The sequence below is a fragment of the Acinetobacter sp. FY731 genome (genome assembly GCF_059515905.1).
Map to the genome: position 1 here is coordinate 152,497 of NZ_JCAKNB010000004.1, position 23,503 is coordinate 175,999.

Genomic DNA, 23,503 nt, shown 5'->3' on the forward strand with positions numbered 1-23,503 from the left:
AAAATTAAGACTTAATCTGAATATTTTGCAATTCACCATCAAAAGTCTTCATTAAATCTTGAACAATTGGTTCGGCATTTAACAATTCTACTGTACGTTGAAATGCTTTCTCTTTACGGTCATGCTGCATCGCAAACGGCGTCATCCCGTCAACATCACCATATTGAATTTTAAATAACGTATTCGGCCATTGAGCTTTTAATGCATCTTCTAAATTTGCCTGCATTTGTGTAACTAAATGTTGATACTGATTCGGCACATGGAATACGGATTCACCATTGATTTGACCCTGCATCACGCCATATTGTGCAATTTCTTGAACTGCAGGTGAAAGTCCACTATTTCTAAACCAAAACTCCCACTTTTCAACATTCCATTCACCGTCCAAGACTTGATCTTGTAAGCGCAAAATATCTTGTGGCATTAAAGATGTTTTTTCTACAGGCGTAACTTCAACAATCACGTCTTCAACGTGTGCTTCTATCTTTGGTGAAGCAATTGTTTCTAAAACTTCTACTTCTAGAACATCTTGTGAAACACCTTTACTTGGTTCTGAAGTATTGGAAGCTTGAACAATAGGCTGTTCATCAAAATTACTTAGGCTAAAATCTTCTTCTAAAAAATCATCACTTGATGGTTCATCTGCCTGATGAACTGTTTCTTCCACTTCAGATTCATCTAAACCAAATAACGTATCACCTGTAGATGGATCAAAAACAATTTGATCTACATTATTTTGAGATGAATCTTGATTTTCAATTTGTTGCTTTAATTCGACTGGCTGTTTTTCTTCCGCCATAGGCACATCTACAACATATTCAGTCGTCGTTTGTTCTACCACCAAAGCTTGTGTGGGTAAGGATGTCTGTAGTTGTACAGCGTCTACCTGCTCCGTTTGCTGAATGGTTTTTTGTGTATTTACTACAATCTCATTTGGTTGTAATGGTCTAAACGCCAACAAACGTAAAACACACATTTCAAAACCTTGCTCTTGCGTAACAGCAAGCTGTAAGTCTGCACGACTTTTGCAGGTAATTTGATAATACAGTTGTAAATCTTGAGCTGATACTAACTGAGACAGCTGCATAATCTTCTTATTAATTTCAGCACTATATTTTAGGCTTAACTCTGGCAGATATTGCAACAAAGCAAGCTCATGTAATGTTGAAATAAGCTGATCTAAAACCATAGATACATCTAGCGCTTGTTGTCTAAATTGCATCAACAATTCGCTTACACGTGCTTTTTGATTTTGATGTATTGCTAAAATTAGGTCATAAATAATCGTACGATCAATTAGACCAAGCATTTCTTTAACATCTTGGTGATGAACTTCACCTTGACCATAAGCAATGGCTTGATCCGTTAAAGATAAAGCATCACGTAATGAACCTTGTGCAGATTCGGCAATTTGCCAAAGTGCATCTTGTTCTGACGGAATATTCTCTTTCGCTAAAATATCAGTTAAATGTGTTGTAATTTCATCAACAGCAAGTGGACGCAAAGTAAATTGCAAACAGCGTGAAATGACTGTAATTGGAAGTTTTTGAGGGTCTGTTGTCGCAAATAAAAATTTAACATGTTCAGGCGGTTCTTCTAATGTTTTAAGCAAAGCATTAAATGAGTGCGTAGAGAGCATGTGTACTTCATCGATAAGATAAACCTTGAAGCGACCTTGTGTTGGAGCATAAGGAACATTATCTAAAAGTTCACGTGTATCTTCTACTTTTGTACGTGATGCAGCATCAATCTCAATTAAGTCGATAAAACGACCTTCATTTACCGCTTTACACGTAGGACATACTTCACACGGCGTTGATGTTACGCCTGTTTCACAGTTCAAGCATTTCGCTAAAATACGTGCAATAGTCGTTTTACCTACACCGCGAGTACCTGTAAACAAATACGCATGGTGTAAACGACCACGTTCTAGTGCGCTAGTTAAAGCACGTGAAACATGGTTTTGACCTACTAATTCATTAAAATTACGAGGACGATATTTACGCGCGAGTACTTGATACATGTATGCTCCTTTTTACATGAGTAGGATACTGTTTTTTTTCACAAGAGTGAATGAAAACTCTTAATTTGAGCGCTTTTCTACAACAATCTTTTCTATGGCATCTATTGGAACAATTTTTATTTCAATATTTGTCTTTTTATCTCTTTTAAGTAATATCGCTTTATCACCACTAATTTCTACGAGTTTAGCTTTATTAAATTCAGATTTTTCATCTGTCAAATAAACAGTTTCAAGACTGTCCAATTGGTTATATTTAAATTCAGCATTTAGTAATGACACTAGAATAATCACTATTCCCCAAATACTAAATTTTATAGATTTATCTAAATTTTTTGAAAAAATTAAAGATAGAACACCTCCTACACACGCCCCAATTAAAAGAGGAATTACAAATGATTTTGATGAATCAATAACTCTAAAGAATAACAGCGTAAATACTACTCCACCTGTAAAAATACAAACCCATATTGTCAAATATGATTCATATTTCTTACGATCTTTGAGCAACATTTCTCGAAGCTTAAGAAAATTGTTACTTGTTAATTTTACTTTCTTTTTACTAAATATTTTTCTAAATAAAGAATCATATAAATATTTTAATAATAAAATATAAATTAAAAGCGAAAATAAAATTAAAAATACTTTTATAACTTCTAATATATATGCACTAGGTGTAATAACTGCCATCAACCATAACGAATCCAACCTATAATAAAAATATATTTGGGAAATAAAAGTTAAAGTTATCGAAATTGCAGAAAAAATAGCAATTAAGTCTGTAAAACTTAATTCTTTAAGCTTCATGAATTAAAATTCTAAACATATATTTAGCTTAAATATCACACATATTTATTTATTTTTCAATTACATGCTAATCACCAAAATAGCCGCAATTACCACCAATAAAATACCAAATTTATCTTTGACTTCTAATTTTTCTTTAAAGAAATAAGTAGGCTAAATAAAATCTCAATTTGACCTAAAGTTTTTACAATTGCTACTGTTTGTAAGCTCATTGCAGTAAACCAACCTAAGGACGCTAGAAAACTACAGACACTAATACGAAATGTTAACCCTACACGTTGCCACATTGCCCATAGTGTTTTTCGGCTAAACAAACTTAAATAGGTCAACATGACTACACATTGTATAAATATGACCGTAAATAACACCCAAGATGCACGATGTAAAACAGGCAAGTGGCTTATTTCCAAACTTGCTTCACGTACCAATAACGATGTAACAGCAAAACTTAAACCACTTCCCACGCCTATCATTAAGGTTTTAACAGATAACTTCTGCTGATGAGGTGCTTTACTCAATAAGAAAACAGCATATCCTCCAACCAACACCCCCAACCACGCAATAAATGATAATTTTTCACTTAAAAATATAAATGCAATAATTGCAGCAAAAATTGCTTCACTTTTCGCTAGTCCAACACCAATCGCATAATTTCGTTGCTTAAATAATTGCACCATTAAAATGGTCGCTAAAATTTGGCTGAGTGCTGCAATGCTGACATAAATCCAAAACTTTACAGTAAATATCACATGTTCTTGTATGGGATAGTGATGGTACAAACTATATAAATAGACACTTGCAAATGGCAAAGCAAAAATAAAACGCGCTAAAGTTACACCATAAACATCAACAGTTGTACTTAGTTGTTTTTGAAATGCATTTCTCCAAGCTTGCATAAATGCAGCCATTAAAGTAAATACGATCCAAGACACAGCCATACCATCCAAAGTGTTTAATTTTAGAATACTCTACGCTTTTCATGATGATGTTTGTGGCTTATTTACATGATTAATTCTTATCAATTCAATAACTATAATTTAATTCTAGTCTTTTCATTTTTTAATGAATGTCGATTCAAGCTCAACAAAATCTAATTTTAAATTAAAGATTTAACACATAGAAAATTGGCATCCTATTTGCTTAAAAATATTACGATTTTTCAAAAAAGTAATATTGAGGACAGCAAGCATGGGATACGTTGCACGTGAACTCAGTCCACAACAAAAAGTTTTATGGGGTTTGGGGTCATTTTTAATACCTATTTTAATTTGGTGTGCTGTCAGCTATTTGCCATTTATTTGGCATCCGCAAGTACAAATCACAAATTCTGGAAGTGTGGCTTATTTGCAAATTGATAGCCGTATAGATAAAGAAATTTTCTACAAAGAAGCTCAATTAGCAGTCGATCAAGGTGTTGCACCGCCTCAAGGGATGGTTGTCAATCCTATTTATTTACCAGCACCTCATGAAGTCGCTAAAGCTTTGGTTACTGCATTTACAACAGCACCAGCACAGACCAATGTACCTTGGTTTCATGAAAGCTTATGGCACAGTATTAAAATTGTATTTACTGCATTTTTTATTTCATCACTCATTGGTTTACCCCTAGGTATTTTATGTGGATTTTCAAATAAATTATCTCAATTAACTGAGCCTTTTATTGAGTTTTTCCGTTATTTACCTGCACCTGCTTTTGGCGCTTTGGCTGTTGCTATTTTAGGGATCAATGATGCACCAAAAATTGCCATTATTGTCATTGGTACATTATTTCAACAGGTTCTTATCATCGCAAATACCACACGTTTAGTCGATAAAAGCTTAATTGAAGCAGGTTTTACGTTAGGTACGAACAAATTTAAAAGCCTAATTCATGTAGTTATTCCTGCGGCTTTACCTGAAATTTACCGTAACTTACGTGTACTTTTAGGTTGGGCATGGACATACCTCATTGTGGCAGAGTTAATTGGAAGTACTTCTGGCATTACTTGGTTTATTACCCAACAAGCACGCTACCAACACTTTGATAATGTTTTTGCTGCAATCCTCATTATTGGTGTAATTGGTCTCATTTGCGATGTAGTTTTAATGAAAATTGGGCAACGTCTATTTAAATGGAAAACAGGAGTATAAAATGACAATTCAAGATTTTGATTCACGTGAATACTTTGACAAAATTTATAAACGTCCTGTCATCCTAGAAGCAAAAAAACTGACCCAAAAATTTAAACATGGTAAAACTGAACGCACCATTTTAAATGCACTTGATTTAAAAATTCATAAGCGAGAATTTATTTGTGTCATCGGACCATCTGGTTGTGGTAAATCGACTTTTAGCCGTGTTGTTGCAGGTTTAGACCCTTATACAGAGGGTGAGATTTTAGTGGATGGTTCACCTATTACAGGTCCAAGTCCTGAGCGTGGCATGGTATTTCAAGGCTATACGCTTTTCCCATGGAAAACTGTAAAAGAAAACGTGATGTTTGGACCTTTAATGAAAGGTGAAAGCAACCCATCTGCCGAATCTCAAGCACGTGAATGGATTAATATTATTGGTTTAGAAAAATATGAAAACCAGTATCCACATGAACTTTCAGGTGGTATGAAACAACGTGTTGCAATTGCTCGTGCCTTAGTTAATGAACCGAAAATTCTACTTATGGATGAACCTTTTGGTGCACTTGATCCACATACGCGTCAAAAAATGCAAAAACATCTCATGGATTTATGGCAAAACATTGATATCACCATTATTTTTGTGACGCATGATATGGATGAAGCAATTTTACTTGCAGACCGTATTGTCGCTTTAAAAGCAAATCCTGGTGAAATTAAAGAAATTATTGAAGTCAATTTACCCAGACCACGTGAGCCTGAGCTTATGCTCACTGCGGAATTTAAAGCATTAAGAAAGAAAGTAGATCAACTTGTACATGCCGATGAAGATGAGCTAGACCCTGCACTTGCAGAGTTACCGACTATTCCACGTATGACCAAAGTAAGTACACAAAAATAAAAGCCTCATTCAATGCCTTTGAATGTTCAAAGGCATTTTTATTTCATTCATATCGGGGTTCACATGAATATTGCATATATTTATTTAATCATTGCGATTATTGCTGAAGTTATTGCAACCTCAGCCTTAAATGCATCGAATGGATTCACCAAAATGCTTCCTGCAAGTATTACGGTTATCGGTTATGCCATTGCCGTTTACTTTTTAGCAATCACCATGAAAACGGTTCCTGTTGGAATTACTTATGCCTTATGGTCGGGTGCAGGAATTGTTCTAATTTCACTTGTTGGCTTTATTGTATTTAAACAACATTTAGATGCAGCTGCATTAATTGGACTAACTTTTATGGTTGCAGGAATTGTTATTATTAATGTGTTTTCTAAAAGCACTCATATTTAATCAATATAAAAAAGGGATAAATAAATTATCCCTTTTCTTTGCGCTGTTTTATTTTAATTCTTCAATTAATGCAGGATAAATTAACCCATCTACATCTACCTTTGTCGTATAAACACCATTCAGTACGTTAAATTCATTCACATGATAACTTGAACCATAAATTGAATCGAAACCCTGACCTTTGGTAAATACTTTTTTATTGGCTTCTAAATCAAGTAAATGCGTGCCATCAATAAACTGCGAATATTGCTCAGGTGCTAGCCCCACACGTTTAGACATAATATCCAAGGCATCTGCACGTGTTGCAGGATCTTGAATATATTTAACAGTTTTATCCCAAATTTGAATGATTTTTTTCCATTCTTCTTTATGGCTAGATAAATGTGTCATATTCACGGTTAAAGTGTCATAAATAAGTCCTGGTTTATCTTTTGATGAGTAGATAATTTTAGAACCAGCAACCGATTTCAACGCTTGGTTTGCAACAGGTTGCCACACCGCAATGGCTGAAACATCCGGACTTGCAAATACTTGCGGTAATTCATTGGTCACAGCATTAACCAGTTTCACATCTGTTTGCGCTATTTTTGCATCTGCCAAAGCCGTATTTAATAAAAGATGATCGACCAAACCTTTTTCAACAGCAATGGATTTGCCTTTTAAATCGGCAATACTCTGAATACCCGCTTTGGCAATAATGACGTCATTCCCTGCGGAATAATCCGTTGCCATGATCATAATACCCTTCGTACCACCCGATGCGATCACTAGATCATCCCCGTTGGTCACGGAAATTGCATCTAACTGATTTGCAGAAAATGCATTCATAGAAGCTGAATAATCGAACCATTTAAACTCAACATTTACACCCGCTTCTTTAAACCAACCTTTTTCAATGGCCACTTGCCATGCCACCCAACCCGGCCAATCACTATAACCAATGGTAATTGGTGTCGTATTTACTGCACCTGCTGCCTTATCAGAACGCTCTGGAATTTTTGCTGTGTTATCACAGCCCGCTAATACAATTGCAGATACAATTGATGCCGATAAAAATGCTTTTTTGATCATTTTACAACTTCCCCAATATTCAAACATTGAAACTTCGTATTTACGATTGCCTTAGACTCTATAAAGGCTCTCCATCCCCCAAAGTGACTGATATTTTCCGCATCTTCCAATGCATATCCTTCACAAATAAAACCTTTTACCCACGTACCATTACGTAATTCCACATTGCCAATACCGAGTGGTGCAGGAACTTCAGCCACAATATCGCCAAAACGTGAACGTGGTACTTCCCAAACTTCGACTTCAATGGCACGACCATGCGCTACTCGCTGTAAACCTGGTTTAGGTGGCGTGGTATTTTTTAGTGCAAATAATTGATAATGTTCAGAAGTCAGCGTTTTTTCGATAAGCGTGCCGTAACGCTGCACAATTTGAAAATTCAGTGGCATAGCTGTTAAATGCGCTCCAACAACTGCCAACCGTACAAAATGTTCAGACTTTAAAGATACTGTTGGATTAAAGCTGATATCGGATGTACCCAAAGTAAGCGCTGTTTTTTGTTGCCAAATTTGACCAAACTTCGCTAATGCTTCATCCATCCATGCTTGTGAAATAAAAGTGACACCACTTGGCAAACCATCTGCACGCATCACATTCGGCAATGCCAAAGCAGATAAATCGGCAAAGTTTACAAAGTTGGTATATGCCCCCATGTGGCTGTTTTTAATGAATGGATCTGCTTCAACATCTGCAATTTTGTAAATTGTTGGTGCAGTTGGCACCATTAACGCATCGTATTTTTCAAGCGATTGATTGATGATTTTTTCTAATTTTTTACGGTCATATTCATCTTGCATAGCATCAACCGCATTGAATTGATCTGCTTGATTAATAATGTGATGAATGACGGGATGTGTTTGCTCACGTGCAACCATTTTTTGCACTGCATTGGTACGCTCAGCAACCCAAGAACGATTATACAAAGCAGATGCCAATGTATTAAATGGTGCAAAATCAATTTCTTCTACGCTATAACCAAGTTCTTTTACACGTTCAATCGCAATTAAAAATGCTTTTTCAGATTCGGCATCACCATAAAATTCCAGCATATTTGGAATGGCAATTTTACCTTTTGAAAACTGAGATGGCACATTTTCAGGATGCTTTCTTGAGTAATCATCTAGCTCATCTGTGCCTTGCATAATATCGGCAACCGTCCAAGCATCTTCAACATGTAAAGCAAAAACTGAAATGACATCAATGGTACGACAAGCAGGAATTAAACCCGAAGTTGAAAACCAGCCTTTGGTTGGTTTTAAACCGACAATATTGTTGTGTCCTGCGGGTACTCGACCTGAACCTGCGGTATCTGTTCCGAGTGAAAATGGCACAATACCTTTTGCGACAACAACAGCAGAACCTGAACTTGAACCACCGCTAATATATTCAGAGTTAAAGCTATTTTTTACTGCGCCATAGGGTGAACGCACTCCCACCAAGCCTGTTGCAAATTGGTCTAGATTGGTTTTACCCACCACAATTGCCCCAGCTTGCTTCAGTTTTTGCACCACAGTTGCATCTTTTTCAGCAAGATATTCGGCTTCTTTACATGCTGCTGTTGTATAAAAACCTGCTACATCTATATTGTCTTTTACCGCAAATGGCACACCGTAAAGTGGTAAGTTTTGATCGAGCTTTTGCAGTGCATTGATTTGCTGTTGAAGCTGTTGTTCTGTGGCAATTGAAATCCAAGCATTGTCATCATTTTTTATATTTTTGACGTATTCAACAAGGCCAGAAAGTTGAATTAAACTTTCTGTATACGCATCTTTCCATTGTTGAATAGTCCATAAATTTTGCATTTTAACCCCCTGTTAAGTCTGAATTTTGTGGTATGGGTGGCATCACGGCATCCATAAGTTCTAAATGCCCTTTTATGACACCTTTGAGTGCGATAAATTGTTTACTAATTTTCTGTAAGTCTGTGCTCAAACCTTGCATGAGCATGACTTGCATGACTTTGTTGTCATAGAGTTGAATGTGAAGTGAGCTAATGACCTGCGTAAGATATTGTTGTTGTAAGTCTATAAGCTGTGTTCTTAGCGGTTTTGAGCTAACGTCATAAAGTAGTGTTAATGTACCCACCATCACTGCATTTGACTCTGCAAAGTCTGCAATGAGATGTTGATGAATCATATCGACAATGGCTTGTGAGCGATTTTCGTAATGTTCTTCAACTATGCGTAAATCGAGTGCATTGAGTGTTTTTTCGGGCAAGGTAATGCTGATCCGTGCCAATTTGGTTTTAGCCACGATGCTGTTCCTTTTTGTTTGTTTCTGTTTGTTGTTTGATGTGCAAACCTGCACGTGCGCTTAGAAGTTCAACTAAAAATTGAACAATAGGATGCATTGTTTTTTTGCTATTTGATTTGGTCATGTGCATCTCCACTTGAGTATTACAAAAATTGAAATCTGTATTACTAAAGAAGAAGCAGAAAGCGTGCCATTTTTTCTATTTCACTCTTCTTATGACGAATGAAACATCTTGAAAAAACTTTCGTATTATCTAGTTATGTATTTTTTGAAATTTTAAGTATTTTCTTGTATCTTTTCCCAAAATTTATAAATTCAATTTTTTACTATGACAAATAAACTATTTTTAATAACGGCTCTTTTATTTTCGAATACCTTAGCTTTTGCAGATTACAAAACCGTTACTTCATTACCCACTTATAATTCACAGAGTATTGCTGAACGTTCAGCGAAGTCAAATGATGCAGATGACGGTGCTTATGAAAGTTCAACACAGCTTAGAATTGTAAAATTTTCTGACTCTGTAAAAGTAACCGCTGCGAAAACGACTTTACTTTTATTGGTGGGTGGTTCAATGGCGGGAAGTTCTAAAGAAGATATTAAAGGAAGTTTGATCGAAGATATTACAGACAAAGAAAAACTGAAAAATCCACTTTTTGATATTGAACCAGCAATTAAAAATTACAAAGATACAATTTTAAAAGACCATCCATATATTAAAGATAAATATCTTCTAGGTTTCTTTGTAAAACCTACTCGTCCTTATTGGAGTTTGATTTATGAAAAGTCAGATAAATCAGTTAAAAATGGTTATGCATTATTTTTTGGTGCTAGGCATGTTAACCTCTCATCAAAAAGCTGTGTTTACCAAAGTAAATCATATTCTTTAGAACAATGGAAAGCTAATGATTATCAACTTGTTGCTGAAGAACGAGTAAAGATTGTTGAGGAATGTTCTTCTCAATTCAAGCGAAGCATGGATGAGTTAGCGAAGAAATCTATCGATAAATATAAAGAAGATCAACGCTTTGAAAATAGTCTTAAAAAGGCTAATTTAGAAGCGAAAGATGATGAAGAATCAGATGAATAATTCATAATTTTTAGCACTAAAAAGACCGCATAAGCGGTCTTTTTACATTTTCTTATAGATTGTATCTCTACGATCTACATCTAGTACTAAAACCACAATTCTCGAGCTCGTAGGTCATCTAAAGTGACCTTTATAGTCGCTTCATTTTTAGCTTTTTCTGCTAGTTCCAATAATTCACTATCTTCACATATGTATTTTTTAATAGTTTATCTACCTTATCTGAAATTTGTTTTGGGCTTTAAATTCTACGACTATTTAAAAGTTCTTGTAATATTTTCAGCATACTTTATAAACTCCAAATAGGATGATCTTCCCAATTATCAGGAAAACCCATTGCAACACGCCAATGTTCATCTTTTACAATAGGTCTCAAAAGTTTATTTAATTGATTGCTCCACTCTTTATCAAATCCTGTAGGTCTAAGTAATGTTTTTAGTATAAGTAGTACATAAAAAATGCGTTTATTTGTTGGTGTAATTGGTTGCTGCCAATTTGGATCTTTGTCAGCTTTAGATTTAATTGCTAATTCTTTATTCCATAATCGCCCATGATGAGCACAAATATTTCGTACATAGGTCAATATGTGTAACCATTCAGCTAATTTTTCATGGTGTATCGAAAAATGCTGAGCAATTGATTTCTTATCCTCTTTATTGTCAGCCTTATTATTTATTAAACCACTATATAGATATGACAAAGAACCAAAACTTAAAACCTCTGTCAGCATCCAAATAGGGAGTTGTGGAAAACCATCATAATTTTGTTGAAAATGCTGAATAAAAGTATCTTTCGAACGCTCCACCTCTTTATTACAGGTATTTATAAATTTACTATGATTAAATTTTGGATAAAAAATTCGCATATCGTATATACAAAATGCACCATATTGATGACCAAGATAATATGTTAATTTCGTCCGTAAAAATGTTTCTATAACTTCTATGGCACCAAATATCTGTAATCGTAATTCAGTATCAAATTCATATAATTTCACAACTTTTTCAAATGATGTATCTTGATTGAATCTATCTAAGACACTATGTTTTGATCTAATTCGATAAGGATACCAATATGCACTTAAACGATAATAACCATACTTAGATAAGCTAGATTCAGCCCAAGCACGATTATAAATAATCATGCCTTTTTGCTGTAAATGATTAACCTGTTCTGTATATGAAAGTGGTTTTTTATCGTACTTTTTTGACATAGCTTTATTATATTCAAACATAAAAAACCGCCAAGGTTGCGCGGACTTCCTAAGAAGAACTAAGCGTGGCGGCTGTATTAAATTTATCATATCGATAATTTTCGTTATTAGCAAGTGCTAATCAAAAACCGCCCTTACGGACGGTTTTTAACTTCTATCTCATCAAGCCACTGGTGCCAACGTAAACAACACCTGTCCCGTTTTCACTGTTTGCCCTTTCTCAATCACAATTTCCTCAACTTTCATACGCTCAGGTGCAATAATTGGAATCTCAATTTTCATTGCTTCAATTACAGCTAAGGTTGCACCTTCTTCCACAATATCACCCGAAGCACATTCAATTTTCCAAATAGACCCTGGCATATGCGACTCAACCGCACAACCACCATCAGGAATTTGAATATCACTATCATCAGTCACAGCATCAAGGCTTTCAGATACATATTCTGCAAGCCCTGCTTCATGCCAGCGTTTACGTTCAGCATCAAAATTCGCTTGTTGTACAACTTTAAACTCTGAAATAGATTGCTCATTTTCAATCAAGAAATCATTGTATTCTTTTAAGTTAAGCACACCTTCTTCAACACGAAGTTTTAAGCGACCCGCTTTAAAGTCCTCACGCATTTGCATAAGTTCTGTTTCAGATACTTCATAAAACTTAATTTGGTCAAAGAAGCGCAGTAACCAAGGCATACCTTGCTCAAAGTCAGGGTTTTTACGGTAACGACTCCACATTTGCGTAGTACGACCGACAAACTGATATCCACCTGGACCTTCCATGCCGTACACGCACATATACGCACCGCCAATACCAACAGCATTTTCAGGTGTCCAAGTACGTGCAGGGTTATATTTAGTCGTCACTAAACGATGGCGTGGATCAAGTGGCGTAGCCACAGGCGCACCTAAATACACATCCCCCAAGCCCATCACCAAATAATTGGTGCTATACACAATGTCTTTTACTGCTTGTTTAGAGTCTAAACCATTAATACGGCGGATAAATTCCACGTTGTCAGGACACCACGGTGCGTCACTTCGTACTGTTTGCATATAACGCTCGGTTGCCAATTGGGTTTGCGAATCTTCCCAAGCAAGTGGTAAATAGACAGTACGTGATGGCACTTCCATCTCCGTTACATCAGGCAATAGGCTTTCAGCTTGTTGTAATAAACCAAGCAGTTTTTTCTGATCTAAAACCAATGAATCAAAATGAATTTGTAGTGAGCGAATACCTGGTGTTAAATCAATAATGCCATCAAAGTGCTGATCTTTTACCCATTGCATCAGCGCATGAATACGGAAACGTAAGTTTAAATCAAGCACTAAATCGCCATATTCAACGAGCATATAATTGTTACCCGCAGGGCGATATACCACATCAGGCAAGCCATTTTCACCTTTTAAGACCGCAAGAATGGCATCTTGTAGCGTTTCCATTTCTGCGCTAAAGCTTGGTGCAAAATCAACAGTATCAGCAACATCTGCTTTTAAAGCTGTGCTATAAGCTTGATTTAAAGTTTGTGCTTGTTCATAAGACACAGGAATAAATTTCACTTTATCGCCTGCTTTTAGCTGACCCACTTTCCAAAGCTCTGAACTGACAATCACCGCAGGACAAACAAACCCACCTAAACTTGGACCATCTGGCCCTAAGATAATCGGCATATCGCCTGTAAAATCGATTGCACCAATCGCATAAGCATTGTCATGAATATTGGATGGATGTAATCCTGCTTCGCCACCATCTATACGTGCCCATTCAGGTTTTTCACCAATTAAACGCACACCTGTACGGCTTGAGTTAAAGTGAATTTCAAACTCTTGGGCAAAAAAAGTATCAATATCTTTTTTGGTGAAGAAATCAGGTGCACCATGTGGACCATACATCACCGCAATTTCCCATGTATTCGAAAATGTTGGGATTTGCTCAGGACTTAATGCTTTAGATTCAACCGATGTGTACGCTGTAATTGGCAACATATCGCCAATCAACAAATTACGACCTGCATGACCACCAAATTGACCTAATGTAAAAGTTGCTTGTGAACCTAAATATTCAGGCACATTCAAACCGCCTTTAATACCGATATAGCTACGGCAACCTGTGGCAACTTTACCTGTTTTCAGGATTTGTCCTTTTTTCACATTAATGGTTTGCCACATTGGAACCGTAACACCATTAAGCGTTGCAGACATTTCTCCGCCCGTAATCACAATTTGGCTATCACAATGGAATTTTAAACTTGGTCCTTGTAGCGTACATTCCAAACCTGCGGTGTTATATGCATTACCAAGCAGTTGATTTGCGACATTTAAAGATAATGGATCAATCGCACCTGATGGTGGTACGCCCACATCCCAATAACCCAAACGCCCTGTCACATCTTGCACAGCGGTTTGAATACCCGCTTGAAGCACTTCAATTTTTTGCGTTTTCCACTCGAAGGTATTTAAAAAACGTGTGGTTTGTGTACCTGCTTTAAATACATCGCATTCGATAATATTTTGTAGATATTCAAGATTGGTTTCTATACCTGCAACCGAGGTTTTCGCCAAAGTATCCGTCATCGCTTGAATCGCAGAGTCACGATTTTCCGCAGTGACAATAATTTTGGCAATCATTGGGTCATAGAATGAAGATACATTTGAGCCTGTTTCTACCCAAGTTTCATTACGTGCTTGCGGATCAAAATCTACATAAGTGAGTAAACCTGCGCTTGGCTGGAAGTTTTTAATTGGGTCTTCTGCATATAAACGTACTTGAATCGAATGCCCTTTAGACTCTAACTTTGAGGTTGGTACATTCCAATCACCACTGCCTAGCGTTACCATCCATTCAACTAAATCGACACCAAATACTTGTTCTGTTACGCCGTGTTCAACTTGCAGACGAGTATTTACTTCCAAGAAATAAAATTCTTGTGTGTCGGTATCCATCACAAATTCAACTGTCCCTGCCGAACGGTAATTCACCGACTGCATCAGTTGAATCGCTACATTTTGAATATAGGCACGTTGCTCATCATTCAAATGTGGTGCAGGCGTCTCTTCTACCACTTTTTGGTTACGACGTTGAACTGAACAATCACGCTCGCCCAGTGCTAAAACTAAACCCTGACCATCACCAAAAATTTGCACTTCGATATGACGAGCATTTTGAACAAATTTCTCTAGGTATAATCCTGCATCTTTAAAATTGGCTTGTGCTAAATAAGATACGGTTGCATAAGCATCTTTGAGCTCGATTTCGTTCCATACCAAACGCATACCAATACCACCACCACCTGCGGTACTTTTCAGCATCACAGGATAACCAATGCGTGATGCCTCAAGCAGAGCTTCGGCTTCATCCGCCAATAACTGACTACCTGGCAGTAATGGCACATTGGCTTGAATCGCAAGTTCACGTGCAGTATGTTTTAAACCAAATGATTTCATTTGCGCTGAATTTGGTCCTAAAAACACAATACCTTGAGCTTCACACAAATCACAAAATTCTGCATTTTCAGATAAAAATCCATAGCCGGGATGAATCGCTTGTGCACCCGTTTGCTTTGCCACTTCTAAAATTTTATCAATATTTAAATAACTTTGGCTTGCAGGTGAATCGCCAATAAAAACAGCTTCATCGGCTAACGTCACATGTAAAGAGTCACGATCGGCTTCTGAATAGACCGCAACAGATTGAATGCCTAATTTTTTTAAGGTACGAATGACACGACACGCAATTGCACCACGATTGGCGATTAGAACTTTATTAAACATGGCTTATTCCTCGCCTTCACGGATGATCAATTGAATTTTAGTTGGGTTATAGGCATTACAAGGGTTGTTCAGTTGTGGACAATTAGAGATCAGAACAATAAGATCCATTTCTGCTTTCACTTCGACATATTTGCCCGGTGCAGAAATGCCATCATCAAACTTAAGATGACCTTCCGCCGTTACAGGCACATTCATAAAGAAGTTAATATTCGGCCCAATATGGCGCACGTTTAAACCATGCTTTTTCGCAATAGCATGTTGAGATAAAGCAATCATGAAGTTATTACGACAACTGTGCATTGGGAACTTATCTAAGCTATAACGCACCGTATTGCTTTCACATGAACAAGCACCACCTAACGTGTCATGTCGACCACAGTTATCATCATTAATGGTGGCAATTTTGTTGCCAAAGTTGGTATACAGCGTTGTGCCTTTTTCCAAGTAAATCTGTTGGTTAATAGCTAAAGTATCAGTTGCGCTATAACGCTCTTCAGGGTTTTGAGCAGAAATAAATAAGGTGTCTACTGCTTGATTACCTTCGACATCAACAATGCGGAAATATTGTCCTTTTTTCACTTCACACATCCATGCTTCACCAGCAGGACAAACCTCATTGAGCACTTCTTTGTTTAATTGAGCTAATGCAGTCATTTTTCTTCTCCCCAATTAAGCGCTAAGCACGCTAGAAGATAATGCGTAGTAACGATTATTATTTTGGAATGCACGTTGATTTTGCGGGCATGAATCACGGCAAACGTCAGTTTCATCTAAAGGTAGAGCTTTAAAAAGTGAAAATTGGATGTCAGCAGGTGCATATTCAGTACTATTATCTAAAGCATGTGGTGCAGAAGATAAGAACACCAAACAATCCATTTCAAAACGCAGTTCAATTACTTGATCGGTATTGTCCGATTGCACATAACTTAAGTTGCCATTGTCATCAGGTTGAACTTTTGAGAATAGATTTAAAGTGCTACTAAGATCTGTAGCAGATAGACCAAACTTGGTCATTTCAAGCAATAGACTGTCTTTTCCATTGCGATACATGTCATTACGTGCATCTTGGAAAGTTTGAATCCCAAATTGCTTTTCGATTTGTTTCGCTGTGCTTGGTGCACAAAAAGCATCATTCCAACTGTGGTCATCTTTAACAATAGAAACCATAGCTCGACCAAAGTCAGAGGCTAAAATGTGCCCTGTGCTTAAAAATGCGGTATGTTGCCCTTTTAAGCTGTCTGGCATGTTATAGCGTTCAAGCTTATCTTCACTGTTTACGCAATAAAGAGCCACATTGGCATTTTTGCCTAAGGCTTTCAGTTGTAAGACTGCGCCACGCCCAATGCGTGCAGACCAGTGATGTCCACCTGGTAAACGCTCAGCCCAAAGAACTTGGTTGTTATGATATTCGCCCATTGCACGCCCCCTAAAAGCTATAAATACAACCTCCCGGGCTTTTATCCCTCCGTGTAGCTCTGTTTGGTTAAAAACGAAGCCGTGAACTCTCGGTCTCAGTCATATATGAAATGCATATATCGGAACCCTAGTTCACCTTTCAGGTATTTTATAAAGCAAAGGCTATGCCAATTTAGTATTACGCATTTAAAAAAACGTAATACTCGTTAGTAAGGGACTCAATTTAAATAAAGTCTATTTTTCAGAAATTAATAAAGAATATAAATTGCACATTTTTGAAGATAAAAGCACCTTTATAGTGCTAAAAAAGCCTCATATAAAATGAGGCTTTAAAATTAAATATGAGCTAAGACGTAAAACAACACACTAACCATCAATAGATGAAATAAGCAAAAAGTCATTTTGCGCTTTATATGCTTCTGCTGTTTGATCAACACGAATTTCCAAGACATGGTTTTCCAAATCTACAAACAATTGATTGCGTGTTTTAACATTTAATAATTCTAATTGTGTTTGTTCAGGATTCTTAAATAGAATTTTACCTTCAAGTGTTTCAATTCCACCGTGATCATTTTCATTTAAACTTTCACGGCGTAGCACATAAGTCATATTGTCTTTAAGTTCAACATCTACCGCCATGCCAGAGCAATCTTCACATCTAGAAGAACATGTCATACACGGTGTAGTCCCCTGATAGTTCCCTACCCACTGTGGAATAACTTTCTTTTCTACCCACCCATCTTTTACATCATCAACTTGAGTATTCGTTTGATTTGACTCCTGACAACCCAGCAGTACAGTAGATGCAAATAAAGGAATAAGAACGCGATTTTTCATATAACACAAGCAAAACAACACAATCGCTATAAGATAACACACTGCATTAAAAAGCTCATTAGATGCTAAAAATTCATCTCTACTAGAACCAGCCTTTAAACCCATGAATTTCGGCATCTGCACAACGTAAAGCTTCTTGCGTTAATCCCCATAAACGGTAGTCGCCCGTAATTGAACCAGTTTGAAAGTTATGAATATATGCAAAACTGAGTTGTCGATCGACATCACACCAAGCACCAGAGCCATTAAAGCCAATATGTCCAAAACCTTGTGGAGCTTTTTTACCTAGTGTAAGTAAACGGTGATACCCCAAACGCCAATACATAGGAATAGGCATGACTCTATCACGCTTAATATATTGAATCGTTGACAGCTCTTGAAACACTTGGTCTTGAATATATTGTTTGCCTTCCCAATTTCCCCGATTCGCCAACATGGCATAAATTTTTGCCAAGCTATCTGCGGTAAATACACCATTGGCAGCAGGAATAATTGAGCGCATCGCTTGTTCATTAAACATAGTGAATTGCCCCATGCCCCGAGGAATCATCGCATCTTGAAAATCTTGAAGATTATGCCCACTAAATTCCATTAAACGATCCATTTTGGTTTTTTTACGTTTAATTTTTTTCGGATTGGGAAACATCGGTTTTAACTCATGATTTTGAGCAACTAAAGGTCGAGCAACTCGATCAATTTCATCTTCAGGAACGCCATAAAATGCCCCATCAAGCTTAAGAGGCTCTATTAAATAAATTTGCATTAATTCATTTAATTTTTTACCAGAGGCTTTTTCTAACACACCACCCACTTGCCAACCAAAAGTAAAAGGTTGATATGCTGCATCTGTACCCGCTGGAAATCTTGGAGTTGCTTGCTCCATAACTTGTAGCATTTTCTCCCAATTTGCCATATCTGTTGCATGCTCGATATTAGAACGAATATCAAACAAACCACTCTGATGGCTTAGCATATGACGTAAGGTAATTTTATCTTTATTATTTTGAGCAAATTCGGGCCAATAATGTGCAACAGGCGTATCGTAATCGAGCAAACCCTCACTGACTAAAATATGAGCAAGTGTTGAAAGTACGCCTTTACCTGTGGAATAACACACAGACATGGAGTCGTGCTGCCAATCTTCAGTGAATGATTTTTTCCCTGTATAAATATCAACAACTTTTTCACCTTGGAAATACACCACCAAAGCAGCGCCACCAAAATCTGTTCGTGCATCCTGCATTTGGCTAAATTGTTTCGCTAAATCTATAAATCGCGCATCGACATCGCCCTTATAGTTTCTTCTTTTAGCGAAGAGATATTCTGGAATACGTTTCATCTATACAATCCTTTGTATTAGACAGAAAAAAAGCCTAAATCAGATGATTTAGGCTTCTAGCTTAAACGGCTTTTAATATTCCCGCTACATGTGGTTTCTTATTTTTACTATTTTTAATCAAAAAGTTAATGTCTTTTCCAGACGGTGCAGTCATAAATTCAACTGTTGATGGCAAGTACATTGGCAATTTAAAATCGACATCAACTTCATAGGCATCGGGCAAAGTTAAATGACTAAGTACTTGCGCCTTACTCCACATTCCATGGGCAATGGCTTGTTTAAAACCAAAGGCTTTCGCTGTAATGGCATGAATGTGAATTAAATTAAAATCACCTGAAGTTAAAGCATAACGACGACCTGTATTTTCAGATACAGACCATTCTTCAACAACTTGATAATCTGGTGCTTTTACCGCTGTATCTTTCGCTCCTACTTTTTTATCTACTTTTTGACGAGCAAGATAAGTCGTTAAAGCCTCTACTACAGTTTCATTCCCCACTTTCACAGTGGTAATAAAGTCAAACTGCATGCCTTTATCGTGAGGTTGAAGCTCACCAAATTTACAAGAAAGCGTCAATTTTTCGTTCACACCTACTTTACGTAACTGCTTTACTTGGTTGCGAATATGTACTAAACCAAGCACTGCAAATGGAAATGCCTCTTTGGTCATCATGTGCATTTGTAGACTTTGTGATAACACCGCTAAATAAATTGCAGGAATATATCCATTATTTTTAAAGCCAGTGACTTCGTTATACGCTTTTAAATGTTTTGGATCGACCTTGAATGAATCCACCACATATTCAACTTGTGGTAGAACCTTTTCCCCTTTTGGCTTTTTAAAAATTAAACCCTGAATTACTTTTGGGTATGCCGTGTAAGGTTTTGGTAGTTGACTAAAATGGCGAGTATTCATACTAAACCTTTGGAATTTTATTATTACAGATTATAAAAAAGCTCCATCTCCCTTTGGGAAAAGGCTGGGGTAAGGATCATCATAACTAGTTACCTTTCCCTAGCCCTTTCCTTAAAAGAAAGGGAGCTTTTTAGGTGACATTAAGCGCCTAATAAGCTTTGACCACAAACACGTACAACGTTACCGTTTAAACCAGATGATGCTGTTGAAGCAAACATTGCTATCGTTTCTGCAACATCTACAGGTAAACCACCTTGGCTCATTGAGTTCATACGACGACCCGCTTCACGAATAGCAAATGGGATTGCCGCTGTCATTTGCGTTTCAATGAAACCTGGTGCAACTGCATTAATAGTCACACCATTTTTCAATAATGGTGCGGTAAATTTAACAACACCAATTACACCAGCTTTAGATGCTGCATAATTCGTTTGACCTAAGTTACCTGCAATACCTGAAATTGAAGATACGCAAACAATACGGCCATTTTCATTAATACCGCCATTACCAAGTAAATAATCATTTACTCGTTCAATTGCAGACAAGTTAATATTAATCACTAAATCCCAAAGCTCAGGCTTCATATTTGCCAAAGTTTTGTCACGTGTAATACCTGCATTGTGAACAATGATATCTAAACCACCATGCTCCGCAGCAACAGCTTTAATTTTTTCACCTGCATCAATAGCCGTAATATCAATAGCCAATGCAGAACCACCAATTTCAGCCGAAACACGATCTAAGTCTGCTTGTTGTTGTGGTACATCTAAACAAATAACATGTGCACCATCACGTGAAAGTACATGTGCAATGGCCTCACCAATACCACGACTAGCACCTGTTACAACAGCTGTTTTACCAGCAAGTGGTTTTGTCCAGTCGATATCGACTTGTTTCGCTTTAGAAACACGAATCACTTGACCTGAAACATAAGCAGAACGTGGTGAAATAACAAAACGTAAAGCCGACTCTAAGTTATCTTTTGCCGTTGGATCGACATAAACTAAGTTTGCTGCAATACCTTTCTTAAATTCTTTAGCAACAGATTTTACAAAACCTTCAAGTGCACGCTGTGCAATGGCTTGTTTTACTGTTTTTGCAGATTCAGGGGTAATACCAACAACGACAACACGACCAGAAGATTGAACTTGGCGTGCAATTGGCTTAAAGAATGCATAAAGTTCATGTAATTGTTCAGAATTTTCGATACCTGATGCATCAAAAATAACAACCTTAAATTTAGATTCTTTATCGCCTTCATTGAAAGCATTTAAATTTAAACCCACTTTAGCCGCAGCTTGCTGAAGTTCTGCATTATTGCCTGCATAAGCATTTGCATGAACATTTGCCAATACTTGAGCAATCGAACCTGACAAACTACTTGAAGATGCTGCACCCAATAAAACCGCACCCTGAACAACAGGCGTTGCTGATACAAAACGATCTAAAAAAGTTGGCGATGGTAAGCCTAGGTTTTTAATGACAAGTTTACCAATGGTAGATTTTGCGAATGCTTGATATTGGTCAGTCATGTTTATTATCTCTCATGCAAATTAATTTTTGATGGATTTGGATGTCATCTTTTAACTTCAATGTGATGTCAAATACTTATATTTCAACAGATCCATCAGTTTCTCTTGAATAATACTTGAGTTAAAGTCTATATGTCTTGACCTGAATGCATACCACAGCGTCATTTTAGTCAATTGAGCTTTTTTTCTATTATGATAATGTACACTATAAATTGATGATCAACATGCTTGGGAAAGCCTTATGAGTAAAACAACTCAAGAAACGCCAGCAGTCGAAGATTCTGCGACAAAACCTGTGTCAAATACATCAAAGAGTACAACTCGATCAACAACAAAATCACGTACTTCTACAACATCTACATCGACACGTGCCAAAGCAGCACCTAAAGCCACGACAACATCTCGTGCAAAATCCCCTACATCTGCAACCAAAACTGTAAAAGCAACACCAGTAAAATCGACATCTATAAACCAAGTAAAACCGAAACAACAAGGTCAATCCATGAGTCAAAACACTATTCGCCGTGTCGCTATTATTGGCGGTAACCGTATCCCTTTCGCTCGCTCAAATGGCGCATATTTCAAAGCATCTAACTCTGACATGTTTACTGCTGCGTTAAATGGCTTAATTGAACGTTATAACCTTCAAGGTCAACGTTTAGGCGAAGTAGTTGCAGGTGCTGTTCTTAAACATAGCCGTGACTTTAACATGACACGTGAATGTGTTTTAGATACCGCTCTTGCTCCTGAAACACCAGCTTATGATTTACAACAAGCATGTGGTACTGGCTTACAAGCAGCATTCCAAGTTGCAAATAAAATTGCGCTTGGTCAAATTGAAGTAGGTATTGCAGGTGGTGTTGATACCACATCCGATGCTCCAATTGCTTTAGGTGATGGCTTACGTAAAGCATTACTTGAGCTTAATGTTGCTAAGACTGCAAAAGATCGTTTAAAAGCATTAACGAAAATTAACTTTAAAGACTTAATGGAAGCACCTAAAAATGGTGAACCTCGCACAGGTCTTTCTATGGGTGATCATCAAGCACTTACAACGCTTGAATGGGGTATTTCACGTGAAGCGCAAGATGAACTTGCTGCCTCTTCACACCAAAAAATGGCGGCTGCGTATGAAGAAGGTTTCTTCAACGATTTAATCACTCCATTTTTAGGTCTAGAACGTGACAATAACTTACGTGCAGATTCTACTGTAGAAAAACTTGCTAAATTACGCCCTGCTTTTGGTAAAGGCGATGCACGTACCATGACTGCAGGTAACTCTACACCACTTACAGATGGTGCATCTTGTGTGCTTTTAGCATCTGAAGAATGGGCTAAAGCAAATGGTCATGAAGTACTCGCTTACTTAACATTTACTGAAACTGCGGCTGTAGATTTCGTAAACAAAAAAGAAGGCTTATTGATGGCACCTGCTTATGCAGTTCCACGTATGCTTGAGCGTGCAGGTCTTACACTTCAAGATTTTGACTATTACGAAATTCATGAAGCATTTGCATCTCAAGTGCTTTCTACATTAAAAGCTTGGGAAGATCCAAAATTTTGTAAAGAGCGCTTAGGTCTAGAAGCACCATTGGGCTCAATTGATCGTAGCAAGCTGAATGTAAAAGGTTCATCTTTAGCTGCAGGTCATCCATTTGCTGCAACGGGTGGTCGTATTATTGCCACTGCTGCAAAACTTTTAAACCAAAAAGGTTCAGGTCGTGTACTCGTTTCGATCTGTGCTGCGGGTGGTCAAGGTGTAACTGCCATTATTGAAAAATAATGGACTATTGAATAAAAAGCACCTCTTTTGAGGTGCTTTTTTAATTTAA

19 protein-coding genes, 1 pseudogene and 1 riboswitch are annotated in these 23,503 nt (G+C 37.1%); of the genes and pseudogenes, 5 read left to right on the plus strand and 15 right to left on the minus strand.

The annotated features are described in order from the left end of the window. Positions 1–4: 4 nt before the first annotated feature. The 3 genes and pseudogenes from dnaX to AC5YC8_RS06865 all read right to left on the minus strand — a co-directional run bounded on the left by dnaX (position 5) and on the right by AC5YC8_RS06865 (position 3,765). A complete protein-coding gene (gene dnaX / locus AC5YC8_RS06855) occupies positions 5–2,023 on the minus strand; it encodes a DNA polymerase III subunit gamma/tau (RefSeq protein ID WP_496164013.1) in 2,019 nt (672 codons plus the stop codon). A gap of 60 nt (positions 2,024–2,083) precedes the next feature. Beyond that, entirely contained in the window at positions 2,084–2,827 is a 744-nt protein-coding gene (locus AC5YC8_RS06860) for a hypothetical protein (protein ID WP_496164014.1), read from the minus strand. A 60-nt stretch (positions 2,828–2,887) separates the two neighbouring features. Next, positions 2,888–3,765: pseudogene (locus tag AC5YC8_RS06865) on the minus strand (EamA family transporter). A gap of 250 nt (positions 3,766–4,015) precedes the next feature. On the opposite strand from AC5YC8_RS06865, the gene AC5YC8_RS06870 reads away from it, so the two are divergent. The 3 genes from AC5YC8_RS06870 to AC5YC8_RS06880 all read left to right on the plus strand — a co-directional run bounded on the left by AC5YC8_RS06870 (position 4,016) and on the right by AC5YC8_RS06880 (position 6,239). Beyond that, positions 4,016–4,957 carry an ABC transporter permease gene (locus AC5YC8_RS06870; protein WP_496164015.1) on the plus strand — a complete coding sequence of 314 codons (942 nt, stop codon included), beginning with the start codon at positions 4,016–4,018 and terminating at the stop codon, positions 4,955–4,957. Position 4,958: 1 nt separating this feature from the next. Then, complete coding sequence (locus AC5YC8_RS06875) at positions 4,959–5,840, plus strand: ABC transporter ATP-binding protein (protein WP_496164016.1); 882 nt, start codon at positions 4,959–4,961, stop codon at positions 5,838–5,840. Positions 5,841–5,903: 63 nt separating this feature from the next. After that, positions 5,904–6,239 carry a DMT family transporter gene (locus AC5YC8_RS06880; protein WP_496164017.1) on the plus strand — a complete coding sequence of 112 codons (336 nt, stop codon included), beginning with the start codon at positions 5,904–5,906 and terminating at the stop codon, positions 6,237–6,239. 48 nt (positions 6,240–6,287) lie between these two features. On the opposite strand, the gene AC5YC8_RS06885 is transcribed toward AC5YC8_RS06880, so the two are convergent. Genes AC5YC8_RS06885 through AC5YC8_RS06900 form a run of 4 tightly spaced genes read right to left on the minus strand, consistent with a single transcriptional unit; the run spans position 6,288 to position 9,687 of the window. After that, positions 6,288–7,310: an ABC transporter substrate-binding protein gene (locus AC5YC8_RS06885; RefSeq protein ID WP_496117874.1), complete on the minus strand. Its 1,023-nt coding sequence runs from the start codon at positions 7,308–7,310 to the stop codon at positions 6,288–6,290. Continuing rightward, positions 7,307–9,112: an allophanate hydrolase gene (atzF, locus tag AC5YC8_RS06890; RefSeq protein WP_496164018.1), complete on the minus strand. Its 1,806-nt coding sequence runs from the start codon at positions 9,110–9,112 to the stop codon at positions 7,307–7,309. Before atzF ends, AC5YC8_RS06885 begins: the two co-directional genes overlap by 4 nt. A gap of 1 nt (position 9,113) precedes the next feature. Continuing rightward, entirely contained in the window at positions 9,114–9,563 is a 450-nt protein-coding gene (locus AC5YC8_RS06895; protein WP_496164019.1) for a CopG family ribbon-helix-helix protein, read from the minus strand. Continuing rightward, positions 9,556–9,687 carry a hypothetical protein gene (locus AC5YC8_RS06900; RefSeq protein WP_496164020.1) on the minus strand — a complete coding sequence of 44 codons (132 nt, stop codon included), beginning with the start codon at positions 9,685–9,687 and terminating at the stop codon, positions 9,556–9,558. Before AC5YC8_RS06900 ends, AC5YC8_RS06895 begins: the two co-directional genes overlap by 8 nt. Before the next feature lie 204 nt (positions 9,688–9,891). On the opposite strand from AC5YC8_RS06900, the gene AC5YC8_RS06905 reads away from it, so the two are divergent. Further along, positions 9,892–10,653 carry a hypothetical protein gene (locus AC5YC8_RS06905; protein WP_496117866.1) on the plus strand — a complete coding sequence of 254 codons (762 nt, stop codon included), beginning with the start codon at positions 9,892–9,894 and terminating at the stop codon, positions 10,651–10,653. 286 nt (positions 10,654–10,939) lie between these two features. Here AC5YC8_RS06905 and AC5YC8_RS06910 read toward each other — a convergent pair whose 3' ends face one another. From AC5YC8_RS06910 to AC5YC8_RS06945, 8 genes are all read right to left on the minus strand, one after another. Then, positions 10,940–11,884 carry an Abi family protein gene (locus AC5YC8_RS06910; protein WP_496164021.1) on the minus strand — a complete coding sequence of 315 codons (945 nt, stop codon included), beginning with the start codon at positions 11,882–11,884 and terminating at the stop codon, positions 10,940–10,942. A 141-nt stretch (positions 11,885–12,025) separates the two neighbouring features. Continuing rightward, on the minus strand, positions 12,026–15,631 hold the full coding sequence (gene uca, locus AC5YC8_RS06915) for an urea carboxylase (RefSeq protein ID WP_496164022.1): 3,606 nt from the start codon (positions 15,629–15,631) through the stop codon (positions 12,026–12,028). 3 nt (positions 15,632–15,634) lie between these two features. After that, positions 15,635–16,285, minus strand: a complete 651-nt coding sequence (locus AC5YC8_RS06920) for an urea amidolyase associated protein UAAP2 (protein WP_496164023.1) — start codon at positions 16,283–16,285, stop codon at positions 15,635–15,637. A 15-nt stretch (positions 16,286–16,300) separates the two neighbouring features. Continuing rightward, complete coding sequence (locus AC5YC8_RS06925) at positions 16,301–17,047, minus strand: urea amidolyase associated protein UAAP1 (protein WP_496164024.1); 747 nt, start codon at positions 17,045–17,047, stop codon at positions 16,301–16,303. 28 nt (positions 17,048–17,075) lie between these two features. Continuing rightward, positions 17,076–17,189, minus strand: a riboswitch (guanidine-I (ykkC/yxkD leader). A 224-nt stretch (positions 17,190–17,413) separates the two neighbouring features. Further along, entirely contained in the window at positions 17,414–17,884 is a 471-nt protein-coding gene (locus AC5YC8_RS06930; RefSeq protein ID WP_496164025.1) for a copper resistance protein NlpE N-terminal domain-containing protein, read from the minus strand. 82 nt (positions 17,885–17,966) lie between these two features. Next, positions 17,967–19,223 (minus strand): serine hydrolase domain-containing protein, encoded by a 1,257-nt coding sequence (locus AC5YC8_RS06935; RefSeq protein ID WP_496164026.1) that lies wholly within the window; start codon positions 19,221–19,223, stop codon positions 17,967–17,969. Between the two features lie 61 nt (positions 19,224–19,284). After that, on the minus strand, positions 19,285–20,139 hold the full coding sequence (locus AC5YC8_RS06940; RefSeq protein WP_496164027.1) for a MaoC family dehydratase: 855 nt from the start codon (positions 20,137–20,139) through the stop codon (positions 19,285–19,287). A gap of 140 nt (positions 20,140–20,279) precedes the next feature. Next, entirely contained in the window at positions 20,280–21,671 is a 1,392-nt protein-coding gene (locus AC5YC8_RS06945) for a 3-oxoacyl-ACP reductase (RefSeq protein ID WP_496117850.1), read from the minus strand. A 241-nt stretch (positions 21,672–21,912) separates the two neighbouring features. Here AC5YC8_RS06945 and AC5YC8_RS06950 point away from each other — a divergent pair, with 241 nt between their 5' ends. Continuing rightward, positions 21,913–23,454 (plus strand): acetyl-CoA C-acetyltransferase, encoded by a 1,542-nt coding sequence (locus AC5YC8_RS06950; RefSeq protein WP_496117848.1) that lies wholly within the window; start codon positions 21,913–21,915, stop codon positions 23,452–23,454. Positions 23,455–23,503 lie beyond the last annotated feature (49 nt).

What these genes read in the sequence shown, in the direction of transcription:
- dnaX (WP_496164013.1), bottom strand. Translation starts at nt 2,023, where the DNA reads ATGTATCAAGTACTCGCGCGTAAATATCGTCCTCGTAATTTTAATGAA.
- AC5YC8_RS06860 (WP_496164014.1), bottom strand. Translation starts at nt 2,827, where the DNA reads ATGAAGCTTAAAGAATTAAGTTTTACAGACTTAATTGCTATTTTTTCT.
- AC5YC8_RS06870 (WP_496164015.1), top strand. Translation starts at nt 4,016, where the DNA reads ATGGGATACGTTGCACGTGAACTCAGTCCACAACAAAAAGTTTTATGG.
- AC5YC8_RS06875 (WP_496164016.1), top strand. Translation starts at nt 4,959, where the DNA reads ATGACAATTCAAGATTTTGATTCACGTGAATACTTTGACAAAATTTAT.
- AC5YC8_RS06880 (WP_496164017.1), top strand. Translation starts at nt 5,904, where the DNA reads ATGAATATTGCATATATTTATTTAATCATTGCGATTATTGCTGAAGTT.
- AC5YC8_RS06885 (WP_496117874.1), bottom strand. Translation starts at nt 7,310, where the DNA reads ATGATCAAAAAAGCATTTTTATCGGCATCAATTGTATCTGCAATTGTA.
- atzF (WP_496164018.1), bottom strand. Translation starts at nt 9,112, where the DNA reads ATGCAAAATTTATGGACTATTCAACAATGGAAAGATGCGTATACAGAA.
- AC5YC8_RS06900 (WP_496164020.1), bottom strand. Translation starts at nt 9,687, where the DNA reads ATGACCAAATCAAATAGCAAAAAAACAATGCATCCTATTGTTCAATTT.
- AC5YC8_RS06905 (WP_496117866.1), top strand. Translation starts at nt 9,892, where the DNA reads ATGACAAATAAACTATTTTTAATAACGGCTCTTTTATTTTCGAATACC.
- AC5YC8_RS06910 (WP_496164021.1), bottom strand. Translation starts at nt 11,884, where the DNA reads ATGTTTGAATATAATAAAGCTATGTCAAAAAAGTACGATAAAAAACCA.
- uca (WP_496164022.1), bottom strand. Translation starts at nt 15,631, where the DNA reads ATGTTTAATAAAGTTCTAATCGCCAATCGTGGTGCAATTGCGTGTCGT.
- AC5YC8_RS06920 (WP_496164023.1), bottom strand. Translation starts at nt 16,285, where the DNA reads ATGACTGCATTAGCTCAATTAAACAAAGAAGTGCTCAATGAGGTTTGT.
- AC5YC8_RS06925 (WP_496164024.1), bottom strand. Translation starts at nt 17,047, where the DNA reads ATGGGCGAATATCATAACAACCAAGTTCTTTGGGCTGAGCGTTTACCA.
- AC5YC8_RS06930 (WP_496164025.1), bottom strand. Translation starts at nt 17,884, where the DNA reads ATGAAAAATCGCGTTCTTATTCCTTTATTTGCATCTACTGTACTGCTG.
- AC5YC8_RS06935 (WP_496164026.1), bottom strand. Translation starts at nt 19,223, where the DNA reads ATGAAACGTATTCCAGAATATCTCTTCGCTAAAAGAAGAAACTATAAG.
- AC5YC8_RS06940 (WP_496164027.1), bottom strand. Translation starts at nt 20,139, where the DNA reads ATGAATACTCGCCATTTTAGTCAACTACCAAAACCTTACACGGCATAC.
- AC5YC8_RS06945 (WP_496117850.1), bottom strand. Translation starts at nt 21,671, where the DNA reads ATGACTGACCAATATCAAGCATTCGCAAAATCTACCATTGGTAAACTT.
- AC5YC8_RS06950 (WP_496117848.1), top strand. Translation starts at nt 21,913, where the DNA reads ATGAGTAAAACAACTCAAGAAACGCCAGCAGTCGAAGATTCTGCGACA.